The sequence below is a fragment of the Pseudodesulfovibrio profundus genome (assembly GCF_900217235.1).
Classification (GTDB): Bacteria; Desulfobacterota; Desulfovibrionia; order Desulfovibrionales; family Desulfovibrionaceae; genus Pseudodesulfovibrio; species Pseudodesulfovibrio profundus.
Genome location: NZ_LT907975.1, coordinates 1719958 through 1737712 on the forward strand (window position 1 = coordinate 1719958; position 17755 = coordinate 1737712).

General features: G+C 55.8%; 16 protein-coding genes. 10 read left to right on the forward strand and 6 right to left on the reverse strand.

Translation table 11 applies throughout. The annotated features are described in order from the left end of the window. Positions 1-3: 3 nt before the first annotated feature. Positions 4-3486 (reverse strand): PAS domain S-box protein, encoded by a 3483-nt coding sequence (locus tag DPRO_RS08220; RefSeq protein ID WP_097011607.1) that lies wholly within the window; start codon positions 3484-3486, stop codon positions 4-6. A 183-nt stretch (positions 3487-3669) separates the two neighbouring features. Between DPRO_RS08220 and DPRO_RS08225 the strand changes: the two genes are divergently transcribed. The 3 genes from DPRO_RS08225 to DPRO_RS08235 all read left to right on the forward strand — a co-directional run bounded on the left by DPRO_RS08225 (position 3670) and on the right by DPRO_RS08235 (position 6975). Beyond that, positions 3670-4392 (forward strand): FadR/GntR family transcriptional regulator, encoded by a 723-nt coding sequence (locus DPRO_RS08225; RefSeq protein ID WP_162291162.1) that lies wholly within the window; start codon positions 3670-3672, stop codon positions 4390-4392. Beyond that, positions 4389-5591 (forward strand): ornithine--oxo-acid transaminase, encoded by a 1203-nt coding sequence (rocD, locus tag DPRO_RS08230; RefSeq protein WP_173806769.1) that lies wholly within the window; start codon positions 4389-4391, stop codon positions 5589-5591. The genes DPRO_RS08225 and rocD overlap by 4 nt, the downstream gene beginning before the upstream one ends. A 70-nt stretch (positions 5592-5661) precedes the next feature. Beyond that, positions 5662-6975, forward strand: a complete 1314-nt coding sequence (locus DPRO_RS08235; protein ID WP_097011610.1) for a cyclic 2,3-diphosphoglycerate synthase — start codon at positions 5662-5664, stop codon at positions 6973-6975. Between the two features lie 105 nt (positions 6976-7080). On the opposite strand, the gene DPRO_RS08240 is transcribed toward DPRO_RS08235, so the two are convergent. The 3 genes from DPRO_RS08240 to DPRO_RS08250 all read right to left on the reverse strand — a co-directional run bounded on the left by DPRO_RS08240 (position 7081) and on the right by DPRO_RS08250 (position 10767). Then, a complete protein-coding gene (locus DPRO_RS08240) occupies positions 7081-8319 on the reverse strand; it encodes a glycosyltransferase (RefSeq protein WP_097013685.1) in 1239 nt (412 codons plus the stop codon). Between the two features lie 28 nt (positions 8320-8347). After that, on the reverse strand, positions 8348-9517 hold the full coding sequence (locus DPRO_RS08245) for a glycosyltransferase family protein (RefSeq protein WP_097011611.1): 1170 nt from the start codon (positions 9515-9517) through the stop codon (positions 8348-8350). A gap of 137 nt (positions 9518-9654) precedes the next feature. Beyond that, positions 9655-10767 carry a radical SAM protein gene (locus tag DPRO_RS08250; protein ID WP_097011612.1) on the reverse strand — a complete coding sequence of 371 codons (1113 nt, stop codon included), beginning with the start codon at positions 10765-10767 and terminating at the stop codon, positions 9655-9657. 100 nt (positions 10768-10867) lie between these two features. Between DPRO_RS08250 and DPRO_RS08255 the strand changes: the two genes are divergently transcribed. The 7 genes from DPRO_RS08255 to rfaE2 all read left to right on the forward strand — a co-directional run bounded on the left by DPRO_RS08255 (position 10868) and on the right by rfaE2 (position 15418). Continuing rightward, positions 10868-11647, forward strand: a complete 780-nt coding sequence (locus DPRO_RS08255; RefSeq protein ID WP_097011613.1) for a polysaccharide deacetylase family protein — start codon at positions 10868-10870, stop codon at positions 11645-11647. An 18-nt stretch (positions 11648-11665) separates the two neighbouring features. Continuing rightward, positions 11666-12532 (forward strand): GNAT family N-acetyltransferase, encoded by an 867-nt coding sequence (locus DPRO_RS08260; RefSeq protein ID WP_097011614.1) that lies wholly within the window; start codon positions 11666-11668, stop codon positions 12530-12532. Positions 12533-12626: 94 nt separating this feature from the next. Continuing rightward, the gene (locus DPRO_RS08265; protein WP_097011615.1) at positions 12627-13286 is read left to right on the forward strand and encodes a metallophosphoesterase family protein; all 660 of its coding nucleotides are present in this window, start codon (positions 12627-12629) and stop codon (positions 13284-13286) included. Further along, positions 13283-13753: a 23S rRNA (pseudouridine(1915)-N(3))-methyltransferase RlmH gene (locus DPRO_RS08270; protein ID WP_097011616.1), complete on the forward strand. Its 471-nt coding sequence runs from the start codon at positions 13283-13285 to the stop codon at positions 13751-13753. The genes DPRO_RS08265 and DPRO_RS08270 overlap by 4 nt, the downstream gene beginning before the upstream one ends. 9 nt (positions 13754-13762) lie before the next feature. Continuing rightward, positions 13763-14017, forward strand: a complete 255-nt coding sequence (locus tag DPRO_RS08275; protein ID WP_097011617.1) for a hypothetical protein — start codon at positions 13763-13765, stop codon at positions 14015-14017. A 110-nt stretch (positions 14018-14127) separates the two neighbouring features. Further along, the gene (locus tag DPRO_RS08280; protein WP_097011618.1) at positions 14128-14922 is read left to right on the forward strand and encodes a YkgJ family cysteine cluster protein; all 795 of its coding nucleotides are present in this window, start codon (positions 14128-14130) and stop codon (positions 14920-14922) included. Between the two features lie 10 nt (positions 14923-14932). After that, on the forward strand, positions 14933-15418 hold the full coding sequence (rfaE2, locus tag DPRO_RS08285; RefSeq protein ID WP_097011619.1) for a D-glycero-beta-D-manno-heptose 1-phosphate adenylyltransferase: 486 nt from the start codon (positions 14933-14935) through the stop codon (positions 15416-15418). 113 nt (positions 15419-15531) lie between these two features. Here the strand turns inward: rfaE2 and DPRO_RS08290 are convergent, their stop codons facing one another. Continuing rightward, complete coding sequence (locus DPRO_RS08290; protein ID WP_097011620.1) at positions 15532-16350, reverse strand: hypothetical protein; 819 nt, start codon at positions 16348-16350, stop codon at positions 15532-15534. Between the two features lie 177 nt (positions 16351-16527). Next, a complete protein-coding gene (locus DPRO_RS08295) occupies positions 16528-17595 on the reverse strand; it encodes an IS5 family transposase (protein WP_097010253.1) in 1068 nt (355 codons plus the stop codon). Between the last annotated feature and the right edge of the window lie 160 nt (positions 17596-17755).

Below are 17755 nucleotides of genomic sequence, written 5' to 3' on the forward strand. Positions count from 1 at the left end.
GGATTAATTTTCGGCTTCCTGCATGACACGGCTCAACTCGGCCTGAAGGTCGCTCATGTCAAACGGCTTGGCAACATACCCGTTCATGCCGGACTCCATAAACCGCTGACGATCCCCTTTCATGGCATGTGCCGTGAGGGCCACGATGGGGATTTTCAGACCCAGCTTGTTACGGATGACCCGTGTGGTTTCCACGCCGTCCATCCCCGGCATCTGGATATCCGTCAACAGGCAGTCGAACTGGCGCTCCATGAGCATTTCCACGGCCTGTTCGCCATTCTCCACACACACGCTTTTATGGCCGAGTTTGGCGAGGAGCCGTTCGACCACCACACGATTGACGTGCTCATCTTCGGCCACAAGAATATTCAATTCCATGTTGGAACCATTCTCCAAGGCCTTCTTGATACTGCGAGCTGAAGCCTGCATTGGCTGGGCCGCGACAGTAAAGGCAATGGTCGTCCCTTTGCTCAATCTGCTGTCCACGGTGATTGTCCCGTTCATGAGCGTCACGAGTCGATGGACGATGCCAAGACCCAGACCGGTTCCCTGATACTTTCTGGTGACCGAACCATCAACCTGGGTAAACGGGTCGAAGATTTCGCTGATCTTATTGGCTGGAATCCCTATGCCGGTATCCGTAACCGAGAAGAAAACCCGCATCCGACCATCCTTGAGCGGCACGGGAAGCGGATACGCTTCCACCGTCACCATCCCCTGTTCCGTAAATTTCGTGGCATTGCCTACAAGATTGAAGAGGATCTGGCGCAGTCGCCCGTTATCCAGCAAATAGGTGGAAGGAAGCCTTTCATCGATGCGCCACTCCACAGTCACGCCCCGATTCGCTGCAGTATGCCGGAAAACCGAAACAACAGACTCCAGCACCTCGCCAAGCTCCGTTTCCTGCTCATCGAAATCGAGCATACCGGACTCAATCTTGGAGAGATCAAGAATATCATTGAGGATTTGCAGGAGGTTGCGCCCGGACTCAAGGGCAGTTTCCAGATGCTCCCGCTGATGATCCTTCAATTTACCCATCTGCAGTATCTGGAGCATGCCGAGCAGACCATTGAGCGGCGTACGTATTTCATGACTCATGTTAGCCAGAAATTCATTTTTCGCGGTACTGGCTTCCTCGGCCCTGGACATGGCTTCCTTGAGGTCCTTTTCCATCTCCTTGAGGGCGGTGATATCAGCCGCCATGTGCATGTGAACCAGCTTTCCTTCCAGCCAGAGAATAGCCCGATCATGGTTGAGGTACCATCTGTTGGTTATGGGATTGTGCCGTTCGGAGATGATGGTTTCCACGGGATCGCCGTTTTCATCCAGCAGGTCGAGTTTCGGGCAGAAACCACAGGGTTCGTCCTTTTTACGAAACGCCTTGTAGCAGATATTACCATGGGTGCTTCCAAACGAATTGCGCATGTGATCGTTCATGAAAAGCACTTCGTAACTGTCGATTTCGGAAACATAAATATCGGCATCGATACCGTCGAGGATGGTCAGCATACGTTGATGCGACTGGGCCAGCTCCCGAGCGGCCATGCGTTCCTTGGTCACATCAAGTGTTGCTCCGAACACACGGCGAATGTCGCCGTAGGCGTTTATTTCAGGCACACCCTTGAAAAGCAGGACCGCTTCCTTCCCATCCCCTTTGACGATCCGGAACTCCAGCTCAAACGGCTCCCTCTTCTGCAGCATCCTGTCCCAATTGGATCGGAACATGGGCTGATCTTCAACATGTACATAACGCCGCAGCAGGTCCGCCAAACGATTGGGCATCTGTTCGCGTTTCTCGCCAAAAAGATCGATCTGCCCATCGGTCCAACTGATCTCACCGGACTGCAAATCCACTTCCCAGCCGCCGGTCATGCTGATTCGCTGGACCTCATTGAGCAGCTCCTGACTCCGCTCAAGGGCCTTTTCCGCTTCCTTGCGTTCGGAGATATCCACCAGACTGGCCTCGAACATCATCACTCGTCCCCGTTCATCGCGGACAATTCTGGAGTTCTGCAGCCCCCAGAAGACAGAACCGTCCCGGCGGAGGAACTGACACTCCCGAGTGTTCAACCGGCCATGCTGCTCCATCTCCTGAATCAGGATGTCGCGATCAACGGGATTGACATACAACTGATGCCGCACATCTGAAATCGCATAGACCAGCTCTTCCGGCGAATCATAGCCAAGGATACGCGCCATGGTTGGATTGGCACTCAGGAAACGGCCATCCGGCGAGGTCTGATACAGACCCTCCATGGCGTGCTCATAAATATGCCGGTACTTTCGCTCACTTTCCCGCAGGTCGGCTTCGAACCGTTTCCGCTTGGTAATGTCGGCGATCATGGCAAAGGACCCGGTCTGTTCACCGGATTCCGACATGAGCCGGGAAGCTGATATCAACCCCCATACGGTGGTCCCATCCTTGCGAATGAACGGGCTTTCGTACCGTTCTTCGGCATCCAGACTGGAAAGGGAGATACGTTCGGCCCAGTCTTCTGAGTCTGATGGGGGAAAAATTTTCGATACAGGTTGTCCGAGCAGTTCAATCCTGTCGTATCCGACGAAATCGGCCAGGACCTGATTGGAAAAAACAATGCATTTCCCCGCATCCAGTCCGATGATCCCTTCATTGGCGGTCTCGACAATGCGCTTGTACTGGCTCTCGGTATGCCGCAGGGCTTCTTCGGCCTGAACGACTCGCGACAGGTCCTTGACGTTGATCCATACGCCGGTCGGCGCTTTGCCGTCATCGCTGATCACCCAAAAGCGGATGGATGTCCGAACCCTGTGGCCCTCGGCATGGATCAACTCCTGGGCGATTTCCGGCATGTCCTCCCGGTTGATCAGGGCTTTCTTGTATGCCGCCCACGCCGTATCAAACGACTCTACCGGAGCCAGATCACGGGCATTCTTGCCGAGCAGTTCGTCCTCGCTCCTTCCTACCATGGCGCACAGGGCGGGATTGACATTGAGGATGGTGGCCTCCATGTCCACGAATGCAATACCGTCCAGGCTGGACTCAAACAGGCCGCGAAAGCGCCGCTCGCTTGAGAGGAGTTCGTCCCTGGTCCGTTTTTTTTCGCTGATATTATGCAGGATGCAGTGGGTCTGCAGGAATTCTCCCTGCTCATTGCGGCTGATGCGGCCATTGACGACAACCTTGATGCGGGAACCGTCCCGGCAGATCATGGTGAATTCGCCATCGCTCACCTGGCCGGTGTTGAGAAAGACATTGAACCGGTGCCGAAAGATTTCAACGGATTCCGATGTCAGGTAGTTCCCGAACCAGGAACCGATGACATCCCGCTTTTTGTAACCGAGCATCTTCAGCCATTCCTGATTCACGAACAGGATACGCCCTTCTTCATCAAGGCACTGATAAGGAAGCGGAGCATCCTCAAATACAAGCCCCCGAAGAGAATGTTCCTCCGAAACCGGAGACTTACTAACGGAGCTGGATTTCATAACTTCTGTATCGTCTTTCATATTCGCCTTTTCAACACGGAAAAAATTCACCTCTGTGTACACTCTTTTCCCAGAAAACACTCGTATAAATTGGCTCTACTCCGCCTTTTTCCATCATCCATTCCTGTGTTGACTTTTTTTGGCCCCACGCGCATACAGGTAATTGTAGGACAATTAGACATTTTAGCACATCCAAAGCGGGCCATGATCTTCACAGTCAAAAAAATCAAACCAAGCAGACGATTCCAGCAAGTGGTTGATGAGATTGAAACGGCAATTCTCAATGGAAAACTAAAGCCTGGGGATCAACTGCCGCCCGAACTGGAACTCAAGAACATGTTCGGCACTGGGCGCGGCACCATACGCGAAGCCCTTCGAGTGCTTGAGGAAAAGGGGCTTGTCTCCATCCGGGCCGGAGCCACAGGAGGCGCCTTTGTCACCCACGCCGATACGGCCAAGCTCACCGAGCACCTCGACCTGCTTGTACAGGCCCAGTCCATAGCGCCGGGGCATATTCGGGAGTTCCGCGAGGCTGTGGAGCCCATTGCCGCGGCATTGGCAGCCGGGCGCATCTCGCAGGCAGGAATAGAACGGATAACCGCCTGCTTCAATCAGGCGGAACAGGCAATACACGACAACAACCCAACGGCGTTTCTGGAGGGCGATGTGGCTGTTCATGTCGCCATTGCAGAGCTTACCGGCAACCCGCTCCTCACGGCCGTACTCAAGATGGTACACGAGCAGGTGCTGGGAACTTCGGAAACATACGCCCTTACCGGCAACAGGAATCTCCATGACAACCTCGAAGACCTTCGCGATCTGGTCGCAGCCGTGACCCGGGGCGATGTCGAGGATGCCCGACAGCGGGCAATGGAACACGTACGAAAATTTCACGGCCGAATGAACGCGGCCAAAGGAGCAACATGATGAAATCTCAGGAATACATTCTGCTGGAAGATGAATTCGGAGCCCACAACTACAAGCCGCTGGATGTGGTCATCGAGCGAGGCGAGGGCATCTGGGTGTGGGACGTTGACGGGAAAAAGTATCTCGATTGCCTCTCCGCCTATTCTGCCGTGAACCAGGGCCACTGCAACCCCAAGATCATGCAGGCCATGTTTGATCAGGCCAAGAAGCTGACCCTGACCTCTCGCGCCTTCCGCAACGACCAGCTCGGCCCGCTTTACAAGGAGCTGTGCGACCTGACCAACTCGCACAAGGTGCTGCCCATGAACTCCGGTGCCGAAGCCGTGGAAACCGCCATCAAGGCCGTTCGCAAATGGGGATATCAGATCAAGGGCGTCCCCGAGGACAAGGCCGAAATCATCGTCTGCCGCAACAACTTCCACGGGCGGACCATCACCATCATTTCCTTCTCCACCGATCCGACATCCACCAATGGCTTCGGGCCGTTCACGCCCGGCTTCAAGGTGGTGGATTTCGGTGATGCGCAGGCGCTGGAAGACGCCATAACCGAGAACACCGTGGCTTTCATGGTCGAGCCCATACAGGGCGAAGCCGGGGTCATCATCCCGCCCGACGGCTACCTGCGCGATGTTCGCCGTATCTGCGATGAGAACGAAGTCGTGCTCATTTTCGATGAAATCCAGACCGGTCTGGGACGGACCGGCAAGATGCTGGCCGAGGAACATGAAGGGGTCGAGGCTGATCTGACACTCATCGGCAAGGCGCTTTCCGGCGGGTTCTATCCCGTGTCAGCAGTCCTCTCCAACACTGAGGTCCTTGGCGTACTCAAGCCCGGCGAACACGGCTCCACCTTCGGTGGCAATCCACTGGCCTGCGCCATCGCCCGAACCGCTCTCCGGGTATTGCGCGACGACGGCCTCATCGACAACGCCGCCACACTCGGCGAGTACTTCACGCAGGGACTGCGCGCCATCGACAATCCCAAAATCAAGGAAGTACGCGGCCGCGGCATGCTCATCGGCGTGGAATTCCACCCCGAAGCAGGCGGTGCCCGTCAGTATTGCGAAAAGCTCAAGGAAGCGGGACTGCTTTGCAAGGAGACCCATGAGACCATCATCCGGTTCGCCCCGCCTCTGGTCATCACCAAGGAAGACATCGACTGGGCGCTGGAGCGCATCACGCCTATCCTCAGTGAGTAGCGACACCGGCTGTTGAGGCACGCAAAGGGAATCACTGCAACAAAGGGCAACAGGCTCGGAGGTTCGTCAAATGATCGAAAAAGTCATTATCATGGGAGCAGCCGGAAGGGATTTTCATAACTTCAACGTCTATTTTCGCGATAACGAACGCTATGACGTCGTGGGGTTCACGGCCACGCAGATACCCGATATCCACGGTCGCGTGTATCCACCGGAACTCTGCGGCACCAAGTATCCCGACGGCATCCCCATCCACCCGGACGACGATCTGGAAGGATTAATCCGGGAAAAAGGCGTGGACCTCGTGGTCTTCTCCTACTCGGACATCACGCACAATGAAGTCATGCACAAGGCGTCCGCTGTCACGGCTGCCGGGGCAGATTTCATGATCGTGGGTGCGCCCTATACGATGATCGAGTCCAACAAGCCGGTCATCTCCGTCTGCGCCGTGCGCACCGGTTGCGGCAAATCCCAGACCAGTCGCGAGGTCGTTCGTGTCCTGCAGGACATGGGCAAACGGGTGGTCACCGTGCGACACCCCATGCCTTATGGCGACTTGGTCAAGCAGGCGGTCCAGCGATTTGCCAAATACGAGGATTTTGACGAGCACCAATGCACCATCGAGGAACGGGAAGAATATGAACCGGTCATAGACATGGGAGCCGTCATTTACGCCGGAGTGGATTACGGCAGAATCCTCGAAGCAGCCGAGGCCGAAGCCGACGTCATCGTCTGGGACGGTGGCAACAACGACACCCCGTTCTACAAGCCGGACCTGAACATCGTCGTCTTCGATCCGCACCGGGCCGGACACGAGATGACCTATCACCCCGGCGAAACCAACATGCGCATGTGCGATGTGGCTATCATCAATAAAGTGGACAGCGCCACGAGCGAACAGGTGGCAGAGGTTCGGAAGAACATTACCACCACCAACCCCAATGCCTTGATCATCGAGGCGGACTCGGAAGTGACCGCAGACAAGCCCGAGCTGATCAGCGGCAAGCGGGTGCTCGTTGTGGAGGATGGTCCGACCCTGACCCATGGCGAGATGGCATACGGCGCAGGCGTTATCGCTGCCGAACGACTGGGTGCCGCCGAAATGGTCGACCCGCGCCCGTATCTGGTAGGGACGCTTAAGGAGACATTCGCCACTTACCCGGATATCGGTACCCTGCTCCCGGCCATGGGCTACAGCGCGCAGCAGGTTCGCGACCTTGAAGCGACCATCAACGCCACGGATTGCGATGTGGTCATCTCCGCCACCCCCATCGACATCACCGGCCTGCTATCCGTGAACAAGCCGTTGGTCCGGGTGAAGTACGGATACAAAGATAATTCAGCGCCGACTCTGGAGAGTGTTGTCAAGGAACAGTTCGGATAACGGTACTCCATTCATAATACAAAAAAAGCGCCCCGGCAGTCGAGACTGTCGGGGCGCGAATTATTGATCGTATGGAATCCTGCCAGCAACGTGGCAAGGTGCGTTCTACTTTCCGCAGGGAACCCCATGGGAGATGTAGATTTCGCCCAGTTCATGGATGAGTTTCTTGTTGTCGAATACCTCATGAACCTTGGCCCGTGCCGCCGGAATGATCTTGGCGCGCAGATCCTGATGGGTGAGCATGCGCTTGAGCCGGTCGGCCAGCGCCCCGGCGTCATTGGACGGGCACAGCAGGCCGGTTTCGCCATGCTCCACCAGTTCGGGCACGCCCGAGACATCCGTTGCCACAACCGGCACCCCGGTAGCCATGGCTTCGGCCACCACGTTGGGGATGCCGTCACGATCACCGTCTTCTGCCTCACGGCATCCAAGGGTGAAACAATCGGCCTCGCCCAGAAGTCGGATCACCTCGTCGTGGGTGATGGTTCCGGGCATGGTCACAACATCTTCCAGATGCAGCTCCTTGATGAGCTGTTCGATCTTTCGATTGAACTTGGCTTTGCCCTCGCCCACCAGTGTATACGTAAAGGGAATACCCTCATCACGCAGTTTGGCCAGCGCGTACAGCACCGTATCGAGGCCCTTCTTCTCCACGAAACGGGCCACGGTCAGAATGTTGTACGGTGGCTTGGCCTCAGTGGAACGCCCATTGGGTGAAAAGAGATCGAGGTTGATGCCATGGTACACGCAATGGATCGGCTTGCCGTTGGGCGACACCTTGGACAGGTAGCGCTCATTGTACTTGGTGCAGGTGACCACGAACTCGGCCCGGTCGATCTTGTCCTGAAACCGGCGCGGGTCCTGGGTGTAAATATCCTTGGCATGGGCAGTGAAGGAGAACGGCACATCGGCCAGTTCAGCCGCGTACATCGTCACGGTGGTCGGTGTATGCGCGAAATGCCCGTGCAAGTGGCCGATATCCACGCCATCGTCGATCACCGACTTCTGCATGATGTAACCGCCCTGAAGCATGTGCTTGATCCAGGTGTGCTTTTTGGGCGCGAGCTTGAAGCGGGTCTTCATCAACTCAAGGCACTTGAGATAACGCTTGGGCATCCGCAGGAACAGCCGGATATTGTGCCAGAGCAACGCGGGCAGCCCCAAAATCATGGATGAGGGAAGGTAGGTCACCTTGGCCTTGATATCCTTGATGGAATCATGGCTGAAGCTCTCGCGGGGAGCGCGCATGGAATAGATGTGGATGGTGAACCCCATCTCCTCCAGCAGCTTTATTTCGTTGGATATGAATGTCTCGGAAATACGGGGGTATCCCTTGAGCACCATGCCAAGGGTTTTCCCTTTGGGGGCGGTCTTATTCACTGCAATTCTCTCGGAAGTAGGTCAGACGGTCACACATGACGTCCAGACCGGTCATTTGGAATGTTTCCAACTGCTCGACATAATTGACCGGGTTGGTCATGAGGTCGTTGATCTTCTCACGGAGCAGTTCGGGCGAAACATCACCCCATTTGATGAAATCGCACAACCCGCGTTTCTTGAACACTGTTGCGCGCAGGAGCTGCTCCTGGCGGGGATTGTCACGGGGAATGACCAACGCGGGTTTTTTCAAAGACAAAATTTCGCACAACGTGTTGTAACCGCCCATGGTGACCACGAGGTCGGCGCACGCCATCCGCTTTTCCAGATTCTTGACGAACGGCTTGATCTGCACTTTGAGCGCCCGGGCACGGTCCGCCAGTTCATCCAACCGCCTTGGATCGAGGAACGGCCCGGTGATCATGAGTGTTTTGAAATCTACCGTTCCGTTGGATTCGAGCATTTTCAGATAGTTGTCGAGCACGACATACCCATCCCCACCGCCACCGATAGTCACGACCACCTGTTTCTGCTTCCGGCGGGTCTTGCGAACCTTGGGAACACGACGGGGAATATAGCCGGTGAAGACGGTCTTCTCCGCGATATCCTCGGGGAAGCCATACTCCTCGATGGGGTCGTACAGATTCTGTTCGCCGTACACCCATATCTCGGAATACAGGTCGCGAAGAATCTGCGGGAATTTCTTGCGCTTCCAGTCGGCTCGCGTGGACTCTGCATCGTCGAGGATGTCGCGCAATCCCAGCACGGAACGGGTGCAGGGCAGGTGCTTTTTTATCCACTTGAGAGTCGGCAGGACTTCGTTCTTCAATCCCGAAGGGACCTTATCGACAATGAAGAGGTCTGGTTTGAAGGCTTTGGCTGTGGAAAGAATGATATTTTTGCGGATGGTGATGGCGATCTTCGGATCGACCTTGATGGAGTGCGGAACGTATATCGTGTTGGTTTTCTTGATCATGCCGGGCATTCGCACAAAGTCGACGCCGCTTGGCATGGTATACCGGCCTACGATGGGGGAGCCGGTCACGATAAGGATGTTGACTCCGGGACGAACCAGATTGCGCGCAATGGCCATGGTCCGTCGAATGTGTCCCAGACCGTACGTGTCATGGGAGTACATCAATATATTGTATGATTTCGATTCCATAAGCTCATGATTGGGAAAAAAAACAGCCGGGCAACATTCCAGTATCCCGGCACGGCGAGAACAATAACTCGATCACGGTATTATGTCCAGAAATCGAAACAAACAATTGTTTGCCGGTACTGGCACACCATGGATTTCTACGCGTTGTTTCCATGGGGGAAATTCACATCCAGACAGATTTCAGGGTCAAAAGTCTCTCCCTGCTCCGCCCGAGTCAGATTGGTTTCGTAGAGAGAGCGCTCCTGTCGCGCTGTCCGTGCATTGCGAAAATGACGGATGGCACCGTCACGGTCACCGCTGCGCCATGCGAGCACGCCCAGATTGTTCTCCACGCAGGGATGTTCGGGCTGGGCCGCTGCTGCCCGACCAAAGGCATCGGCTGATGCGCGGTTGTCACCGACCACGGCGAACTGGACGCCGTCCACCATGGCTTTCTGGGCATCGGTCAAATGGACATGATCCAATCCCCGACACGGACACCGGCCCTTGATGCAGGGCGCTGCGCCGTCAGCAACTTTCACACTGTCCAGCACGTTGCCGAGCACGGTCTTGTCGCCGGGACAACGGAACACGGTGCCGTCCGGCTCCATGCGCAGCAGCGTCTGTCCGGCTGTGCAGGGAATGCCCTGAAAATTGAAGGCGATCTTTTTGCCCTGCTCGGGATGGTCCGCAAAAATGGCCTGCGCTCGATCACCGTAGGCTTCGGGGTAGCGCCGCCCTTCATGAACACCACGAAATGGACGCGGCGTAATCGGCACGCCATGATCGGCGAAAAATTTCGTATCGTCGTGGAAGCGATGCTCCAGCGTGGGGTGGACCACGTAATTGACGATGACCCTAAATCCCTTGTCCATGAGCAACCGCGCATTGCGAATGAAGGCGTCGACTCCCTTGACCCGCTCCCGCTCCTCGATATGTAGCGCGGCATAGAAATTCTCCACGCGGCTGGGATCGATGCGCTCGGCGAACTCTTTGATTTTCGACGAAACCGACAGGTTGGTGTCGATGCCGATGATGTGCTTTTCAGCCAGCGTGGCGCAGATATCATTGATGCCGGGGTAGATGAACGGCTCCCCTCCGGTCATGCGAACAGACCAGACACGGCCGGTGCCATCCAGAAACTGCCGCACCCGCTCGATGGGCAGGGTTTCGGTAACCGGGGTATTGTCGTGGGGGAAATAACAGTATTCACAACGGAAATTACACTTTCGCGTCATGTTCCATATCAAACTGTTCACCTGTTCGCTCATGAACCATCTCCTTATCCGCTCTTCCCTGCCACGTATCCCGGGAAAACGCCAGACCACAGGTTGTCTTTTGGGTATATCCTCTGATAATAGGAACGCATCCATGATCGATGACAGATTCAATCCCCTGCTGAACGAACTGAACCTCTGGACGCAATCAGCAAAAACAGCCGAGTTCTGGTGGCGTGACGATGACGCTGCCGAACCGTGCGTGGAATTGGATCGACTCATTGAACTGAGCGAGCGCCACGCAGCACCGTGTGGTCTGGCAACCGTGCCGACCCGCACCGGCGAAGCTCTGGGGCGAGTCGTAGCGGAGTCTTCCCACCTGTGGGTGCTCCAGCACGGCTATGCGCACGTTAACCATGCACCCAAAGGCAACGGGGCGTGGGAATTGGGTTTGCACCGGCCCGAGAGCGTTGTTCTGAGTGAATTGTGCGACGGCATGCGGATTCTTTCCCGACTGTTCGGCGAGCGTTTCGTGCCCGTGGTGGTCCCGCCGTGGAACAAGATGGACGCGGCCCTGCTCCCTTCGCTTCCGGGCATGGGATACCGGGGCGCTTCGGCCAGCTACAAATCCAGCCGACCGATTCCGCCAGAGGGACTCCGCATGGCAGATGCCCACTGCGATCTGCTCTCATGGAAAGACAAGGCGCACGGAGCGCGTTTCGCCGGTGAAGAGAAGTGCATCGGCCACCTTGTCGACCACTTGAAAAACAAGCGCACCGGTCACGCGGATGAGCGCGAACCGACCTGCGCACTGACGCATCATCTGGAGATGGATGACGCGGCCTGGGATTTCATGGACTCTTTATTGTCCGTAATCAGTGGACATCCCGCTTCGGGCTGGATTTCCCCTGTTGACATATGGCCTGCCAACTGACTGTTTTGAGGGATTACCATGACAGCTACAGCCAAACTCCGCCGGGTCAAACCCGGTGACATTGACGCTATTTGCGACCTGCTCCACACCCACATGAACCCCGAGTTCTCGGTGGAACGCTGGAGACGACTTTTTGAACCGCAGTGGTGCATCGACAACCCGGACATGGGCATTGTCGCGGTGGACGGTGACCGCATCGTCGGTTTCCACGGCCACGTCTGCTCGCACCGCACCGTAGGCACCCGCCAGGAGCGCTTCGTCAACTTTTCCTCCTGGTACATCCTCAAGGAATACCGCGGACAGGGCCTGGGCCGGAAGATGCTTGAAATGGCCATCTCCGATCCCAACACGACCTATGTGGTCTGCTCGCTTTCGCCCAAGCGCATCGATTATTTCAAGACCCTCGGCATGGATGTGCTCGACACCGAGCGCCTGTTGTGGCGCAAGGAAGGGCACGAATACGAGAATCTTGAGTTGATCAACGATCCTGAAGTGATCGCCATGCGCGCCAATCCCGACGAAGTCATTGTGCTCAACGACCATGAGGGATTGCCGATCACGCCGCTGCTCGTATCCACCAAGTGCACCCAGTGCCTGCTGCTGCTTTCCGTCGCCAAAAAGAAAGGCGGCCGGGTCTATTACGATGTGCTCTACCGCAGCAATCCCGGCCTGTTCACGGACCGCGCACCCGACATTGCCCAGGCGCTGCTGCCCGATGGCGATGTGGTTCTGGCCGCAGATCGTCGTTTTGTGGAGAAGGACGCGCCCGAAGCCGAGGTGGAAACCATCAAGTCGCCCCGTTTCTACAAGACGAACAGCGTTCGTCCGCGCAACGTGGATCTGGCCTACTCGGAGATCATCCTGCTGGACATGAAACTGGATTAATCGACACGGGACACCACCGCGCCGATTCGTTGACGAGCTGGGGCCGGTGGACTACCGTTCCCGGCCAAACAGGATCAACTCACGGAGAAGCCACATGCATTGGATCGCATTCGGCGACATACACGAATCCACGGGCACGGCCCGCTTCATCCCCGAGCTGGATACGGCCGAGGCTGTGATCATCACCGGCGACATCACCAATCGCGGCAGCCGCGAAGCCGCCCAGGAAGTCATCAGCACGCTTCAGGGCATGAATCCGCGCATCCTTGCCCAGCCGGGCAACATGGATACCGACGCGGTACAGGCTTTTCTGGTGGAGCTGGATATGGATATCCATCTTCGCGTCCGCACGCTGGCTCCCGGTTTGGGCCTGATGGGAGTCGGGCTGTCTACGCCGACCCCGTTCGCAACCCCCGGCGAGGTGCCCGAAGCCACCCTGACACAATGGCTTGATGAGACCTACGCCAAGGCCGCCGACTTCGACCAGCTCATCATAGCCATCCATGAGCCGCCCCACGGCAGCACGGTGGACCGCATCGGTTCCGGCGACCATGTGGGCAGCCCCGGCGTCCGCGCATTCATCGAGCGCGTACAGCCTGCCGCCGTGCTCACCGGCCACATTCATGAATCCAGCGGCATCGACCACATCGGCAGCACGCCAGTAATCAACCCCGGCATGCTGGCCCATGGCGGGTACGTGCGCATCGACTGGGAGGGCGGCAGCCTGTCCCTGGAGCTAGAGAGCATTCGATGAGCAAAATCAGTTTTATCTGGGTCGGCAAGCTCAAGGAATCCTTCGCCCAGGAGGGGTGCGCGCATTACTGGAAGAAACTTTCCCGATTTTTCAAGCTGGAAGAGTCCATGGTCAAGGACGGCCCCAGCAAGTTGCCCAATGACGATCGCAACAGGAAGGAAGGCGAGGGAATACTCGCCAAGATGAAGAAAGGTGATGTGCTCGTCATTCTGGACGAACACGGCGACCGATTGACCTCACGGCAGTTGGCGAAACGACTGCGCAAATGGACGGACGCCCCCAACCAGCGGCCCGTTTTCGTCATTGGCGGTCCTTTCGGACTGTCCGACGAAGTCAAGGCGGCCGCCCGCTATTCCATCCGGCTCAGCGACATGACCCTGCCTCACGAGCTGGCGCGCCTGCTCCTGCTTGAGCAGTTGTACCGAGCCGGAACCATTCATAAAAACATGCCCTACCATCACGATTAGGAGACCAATATGCTGGACGTGGAATATCTGGAACGCGTTGCCCACTACTTTGAGAGCGGCGACTGCAAATTCGAATTCGAGCACGGTGAGGAAGAGCGCCGCTTGCTGATTCTCGACTTTCTCGAACGACTCATGGAGCTGGGCGAGCAGGCCGATGAACTGGCCACCAAGCTGATCTTCAAGGATGCCTACGCTTCCCTCATCACATCGGAGGGCGTTGCCCAGGCCGAAGCCGACGAAGCGGCTCAGGAGTCCGAGGACTAGCCGAAAAACGGGACTTTGCCATCAGGCCAAGTCGTGCTACCACGGCCTCCGGCAGCGGGGAAATCCGACCTGCCGAAAACACACGAGGGCCACCGCCCCGGAGAATGATCATGAGTACAGATGAAACCAAAGAATTTCTGGCCTCCCTGCCGGAACTTGAAGAAGGCAAGACATACAACTTCAAATGTTATCCCGGCATATCCTGCTTCAACGCCTGCTGTAGCGATCTCGACCTGCCGCTGACCCCCTACGATATCCTGCGCATGCGTAAGTCCCTGGGTAAAAACTCCATCGATTTTCTCCGCGTGTACACCGTAGGACACCGCGCCTCCGATACGAATTTCCCTGTTTTCAAACTCCGCATGTCCGACAACAAGGCCCGCACCTGTCACTTTGTCAGTGATCAGGGATGTGCCGTGTATCAGGACCGCCCCGGCGCCTGCCGCATGTATCCGCTGGGTCGTGCCACACGCCCTGACGGCGACGGCGGCATCAAGGAACAGTTCTTCATTGTCCAGGAAGATCACTGCAAAGGCTTTCAGGAGCCGGACGAATGGACCGGCCAGAGCTGGAAGGAAGATCAGGGTTTCCAGGAATATACCGCGAGCAATGATCGCTACATGAATATTCTCGCCCGCATCAAGGAAGGTGGCCGCCCGGTATCGGACAAGATGAGCCACATGGCGACCCTTGCCCTGTACAAGGTCGACGAGTTCCAGCGTTTCATCGAGAAAATGCGTCTTTTCGAGCGGGTGGATGTGGACGAAAAGCGCCAGCAGGCCATCCTCAACGATGAGTTTGTCTGTCTCTCCTTTGCCATGGACTGGTTCGAGCTGATGCTGTTCCACGATACCACCAAGCTGCAACCCAAAAACGTTCCCGGGCGTACGCCCTGCCAAAAATAGGAGGCGCGTCATGTCCCTGCCCGAAAACTCCAAGCTGATGTCCATCCGCACGTTCCTGAAACGGAAAGCGGAATTCATGCCCGGCCACAAGCTGGTCTTCACCAATGGCTGTTTCGATGTGCTGCATCCCGGCCACGTGGATCTGCTGACCCGTGCCCGCGCACAGGGCGATTCCCTGCTGCTCGGTCTCAACTCCGACGAATCCGTCAAGATGCTGGGCAAGGGCGCGGATCGCCCGCTCAACTCGCAGGATGAACGCGCCTTCGTGCTCGCCGGTCTGGAGTGTGTGGATTACATCGTGATTTTTCACGAATCCACCCCGCTGGAGCTGATCAAGGCCGCCCGCCCGCAGGTGCTGGTCAAAGGCGGTGACTGGCCCGTGGAAGACATCGTCGGCGGCGACATTGTCACCAAGGCCGGCGGTCAGGTCCTGAGCCTCCCCCTGCTCGAAGGATATTCCACCACCGGCTTCCTGGAGAAGGTCCGCAGCTTTTAATCGGAAGATTTCGTCAATCAGTTAGGCTGTGCTGAGCGCGGCTGAGAGTGTAAGGCTATTACATCAAATATAACGGTAAAAACTCCCTTAGCTTTTAGGCTAAGGGAGTTTTTTTACATCTGCGAAAGATTAACGATCAAATTATATGTGAACCAGCCGTCACCAGTAGAAAAGGTTTGTGGCTTTGCTGTTGCAGCATCTCGCTGGAGCCCAATGCCATCAGTATACGGAGTGAAAGCTATAATTTTATCATATTTAACTCGGAACTGTTTGTGTGGTCCAAAAAAGTATATGTGCTTGTTCGTAATACCCATGACCCCTGTATCTGTATGTATCGTTTCAGTACGTTCAATTGGATGCCCACGAAAGCTACTAGTCCTAAAATATACTCCTTTAGCAACTCGAACACTAACCCCCTTGCTACCACCTACGTACTCACGTTTTGTCTTTTGCTCATAATAGTCTACATCATTAAAGGCATACACCAATTGTTCTGATTTCATTAAATTAAATGGAATATCAACGAATTTCATTCTATTAGGCAGTGTGCCTTCCATCACCTCACGTAATATTGCTCCCTTTACAATACGTGTGAACCCATTAAAATTGTCTTGTTTCAGGGAAAAGTGATCCATAAATCGGATCAAATCCTCTTCTTCTTGTTTTGACAAAAAATCATCTTCAAACGCAGCATCAACGGCTTTGTTGCCACCATTTTTGATAAGCTGATCGATTTGGTCTTCACTGATACAACACTCACTGGCTATTTCCTGAATATCTGATGTTATCCTAGCATAGTCGGTGTCACCCCCTACAGATGAAGAAACGATATCAACTATTTGGCTCTTGCCTTCGTTGTATCGTGCTCGACACTCGCGGTGCTCTTTTCTGAATAGTCCCGCTTTGCCACCACAAAAAATACATACTCCCATGCCCACCTCTCGTAGTATTAATCCTATTAACGAGACCTCTGCGCATCCCCTTTTCGCGTCCGTGCCTTGCGCTCCGCACCCAATTTGATGTTCTGACCGCACCCCAGCTTGGGCTCATTCCCGGCCTTTTCCTGCCATTTCTGGCCGAAATGCCGGATTTTGGACGCACCTCTCCCTTCAGGCTCGCGCCAGTCGAACAGCTTTTTTCAAATTGAACGCCATGGCGAGGATGTGGAACTCTCCCTCCACCTTCTCACGACCCACGTATCGGGACCGAAAGAATGCGTAGCCACGTTTGAGTGTGCCGAAGGCCCGCTCGACTATTTGCCGAATGCTGCTGATGTCACGGTTGCGGGTCTTTTCGAAGTCTGTCAGCCTGCCGCCACGAGGCGTCTTGTCCATGGTTCCGTCCTCCAAATCGCGATCAAACAGAATGTCCCGGTTCTTCCCGCTGCAATAGCCCTTGTCCGCATAAACCCGTGCGCCGGGATCAAGGCCGACGCCATTCACGAGCCGCTCGAATTCGCCCGTGTCCGAATGGTTCGCGGGAGTGATGTGACCACAGAGCAGAAACCCGTCTCGACTGTCCGTCGCGGCATGGAGCTTGTAGCCGTAATAGGCCCGATTTCTCTTGCGGAGCCAGGCCGCCTCCTCGTCATCCGAATAGCTGACCCGGCAGTCCACCGGCCCATCCTGTTCTTCGGCGTCCTCGGAACGGTCCTCAGGCATCACGTCGATAACCTTGCGCGGCCGCCGCTGCGACTCGACTACCGAGGCGTCCACCACGGCTCCCTCACGGACAAGAAGCCCTTGTCCTTCAAGCTGGCGGTTAAGCATGTCGAGCAAGGAGTCCAGCACCTTCAGGCGGATCAAACCGTTACGGAAACGGCATATGGTGGTCTCGTCCGGCACGTCGTCCTCGATGGAAAAACCGGTAAATCTGACAAAGGAGAGCCGGTCGAGCAGCGCCTGCTCCACGCCCGGATCACTCAGGTTGTACCAACGCTGCAAGAGCAGAATCTTGAACATCGCCAGAGGCGGATAGGCGGGATTGCCCACGGCGTTGGCCTTGCGCCTGATCTTCTTGCACAGAAAGGCGTTGATGGGCTGCCAGTCGATGAGTTCGTTGATCTCATCCAGAAATGTGGTCTTGGTTCTGCGGTGCCCCAGGAAGTAATCACCCAACCGAGGTCCTTTCTGCCGAATAGCCATGCCTTCCTCCTTTGGATGGAGAAATAATAGCATAATAAATCAAATAGTTAAAGAGTAAAAGTGTGGGATTTGCCGTGCAGAGGTCTCATTAACACAAAAGACTTGCAGATAAAAATATTTGATATCGATAAGCCTTTAGAGGAAATAGCGCAAGCATCAGACAACATTCTCGGGTAGGGCACTGTTTCTTATC

Coding starts and splice junctions, on each gene's coding strand:
- DPRO_RS08240 (WP_097013685.1), bottom strand. CDS start 8,319: ATGGTGCTCAAGGGATACCCCCGTATTTCCGAGACATTCATATCCAAC.
- DPRO_RS08220 (WP_097011607.1), bottom strand. CDS start 3,486: ATGAAAGACGATACAGAAGTTATGAAATCCAGCTCCGTTAGTAAGTCT.
- DPRO_RS08270 (WP_097011616.1), top strand. CDS start 13,283: ATGAGCAAAATCAGTTTTATCTGGGTCGGCAAGCTCAAGGAATCCTTC.
- DPRO_RS08265 (WP_097011615.1), top strand. CDS start 12,627: ATGCATTGGATCGCATTCGGCGACATACACGAATCCACGGGCACGGCC.
- DPRO_RS08250 (WP_097011612.1), bottom strand. CDS start 10,767: ATGAGCGAACAGGTGAACAGTTTGATATGGAACATGACGCGAAAGTGT.
- DPRO_RS08260 (WP_097011614.1), top strand. CDS start 11,666: ATGACAGCTACAGCCAAACTCCGCCGGGTCAAACCCGGTGACATTGAC.
- DPRO_RS08280 (WP_097011618.1), top strand. CDS start 14,128: ATGAGTACAGATGAAACCAAAGAATTTCTGGCCTCCCTGCCGGAACTT.
- DPRO_RS08295 (WP_097010253.1), bottom strand. CDS start 17,595: ATGCTATTATTTCTCCATCCAAAGGAGGAAGGCATGGCTATTCGGCAG.
- DPRO_RS08235 (WP_097011610.1), top strand. CDS start 5,662: ATGATCGAAAAAGTCATTATCATGGGAGCAGCCGGAAGGGATTTTCAT.
- rfaE2 (WP_097011619.1), top strand. CDS start 14,933: ATGTCCCTGCCCGAAAACTCCAAGCTGATGTCCATCCGCACGTTCCTG.
- DPRO_RS08290 (WP_097011620.1), bottom strand. CDS start 16,350: ATGGGAGTATGTATTTTTTGTGGTGGCAAAGCGGGACTATTCAGAAAA.
- DPRO_RS08255 (WP_097011613.1), top strand. CDS start 10,868: ATGATCGATGACAGATTCAATCCCCTGCTGAACGAACTGAACCTCTGG.
- DPRO_RS08275 (WP_097011617.1), top strand. CDS start 13,763: ATGCTGGACGTGGAATATCTGGAACGCGTTGCCCACTACTTTGAGAGC.
- DPRO_RS08245 (WP_097011611.1), bottom strand. CDS start 9,517: ATGGAATCGAAATCATACAATATATTGATGTACTCCCATGACACGTAC.
- rocD (WP_173806769.1), top strand. CDS start 4,389: ATGATGAAATCTCAGGAATACATTCTGCTGGAAGATGAATTCGGAGCC.
- DPRO_RS08225 (WP_162291162.1), top strand. CDS start 3,670: ATGATCTTCACAGTCAAAAAAATCAAACCAAGCAGACGATTCCAGCAA.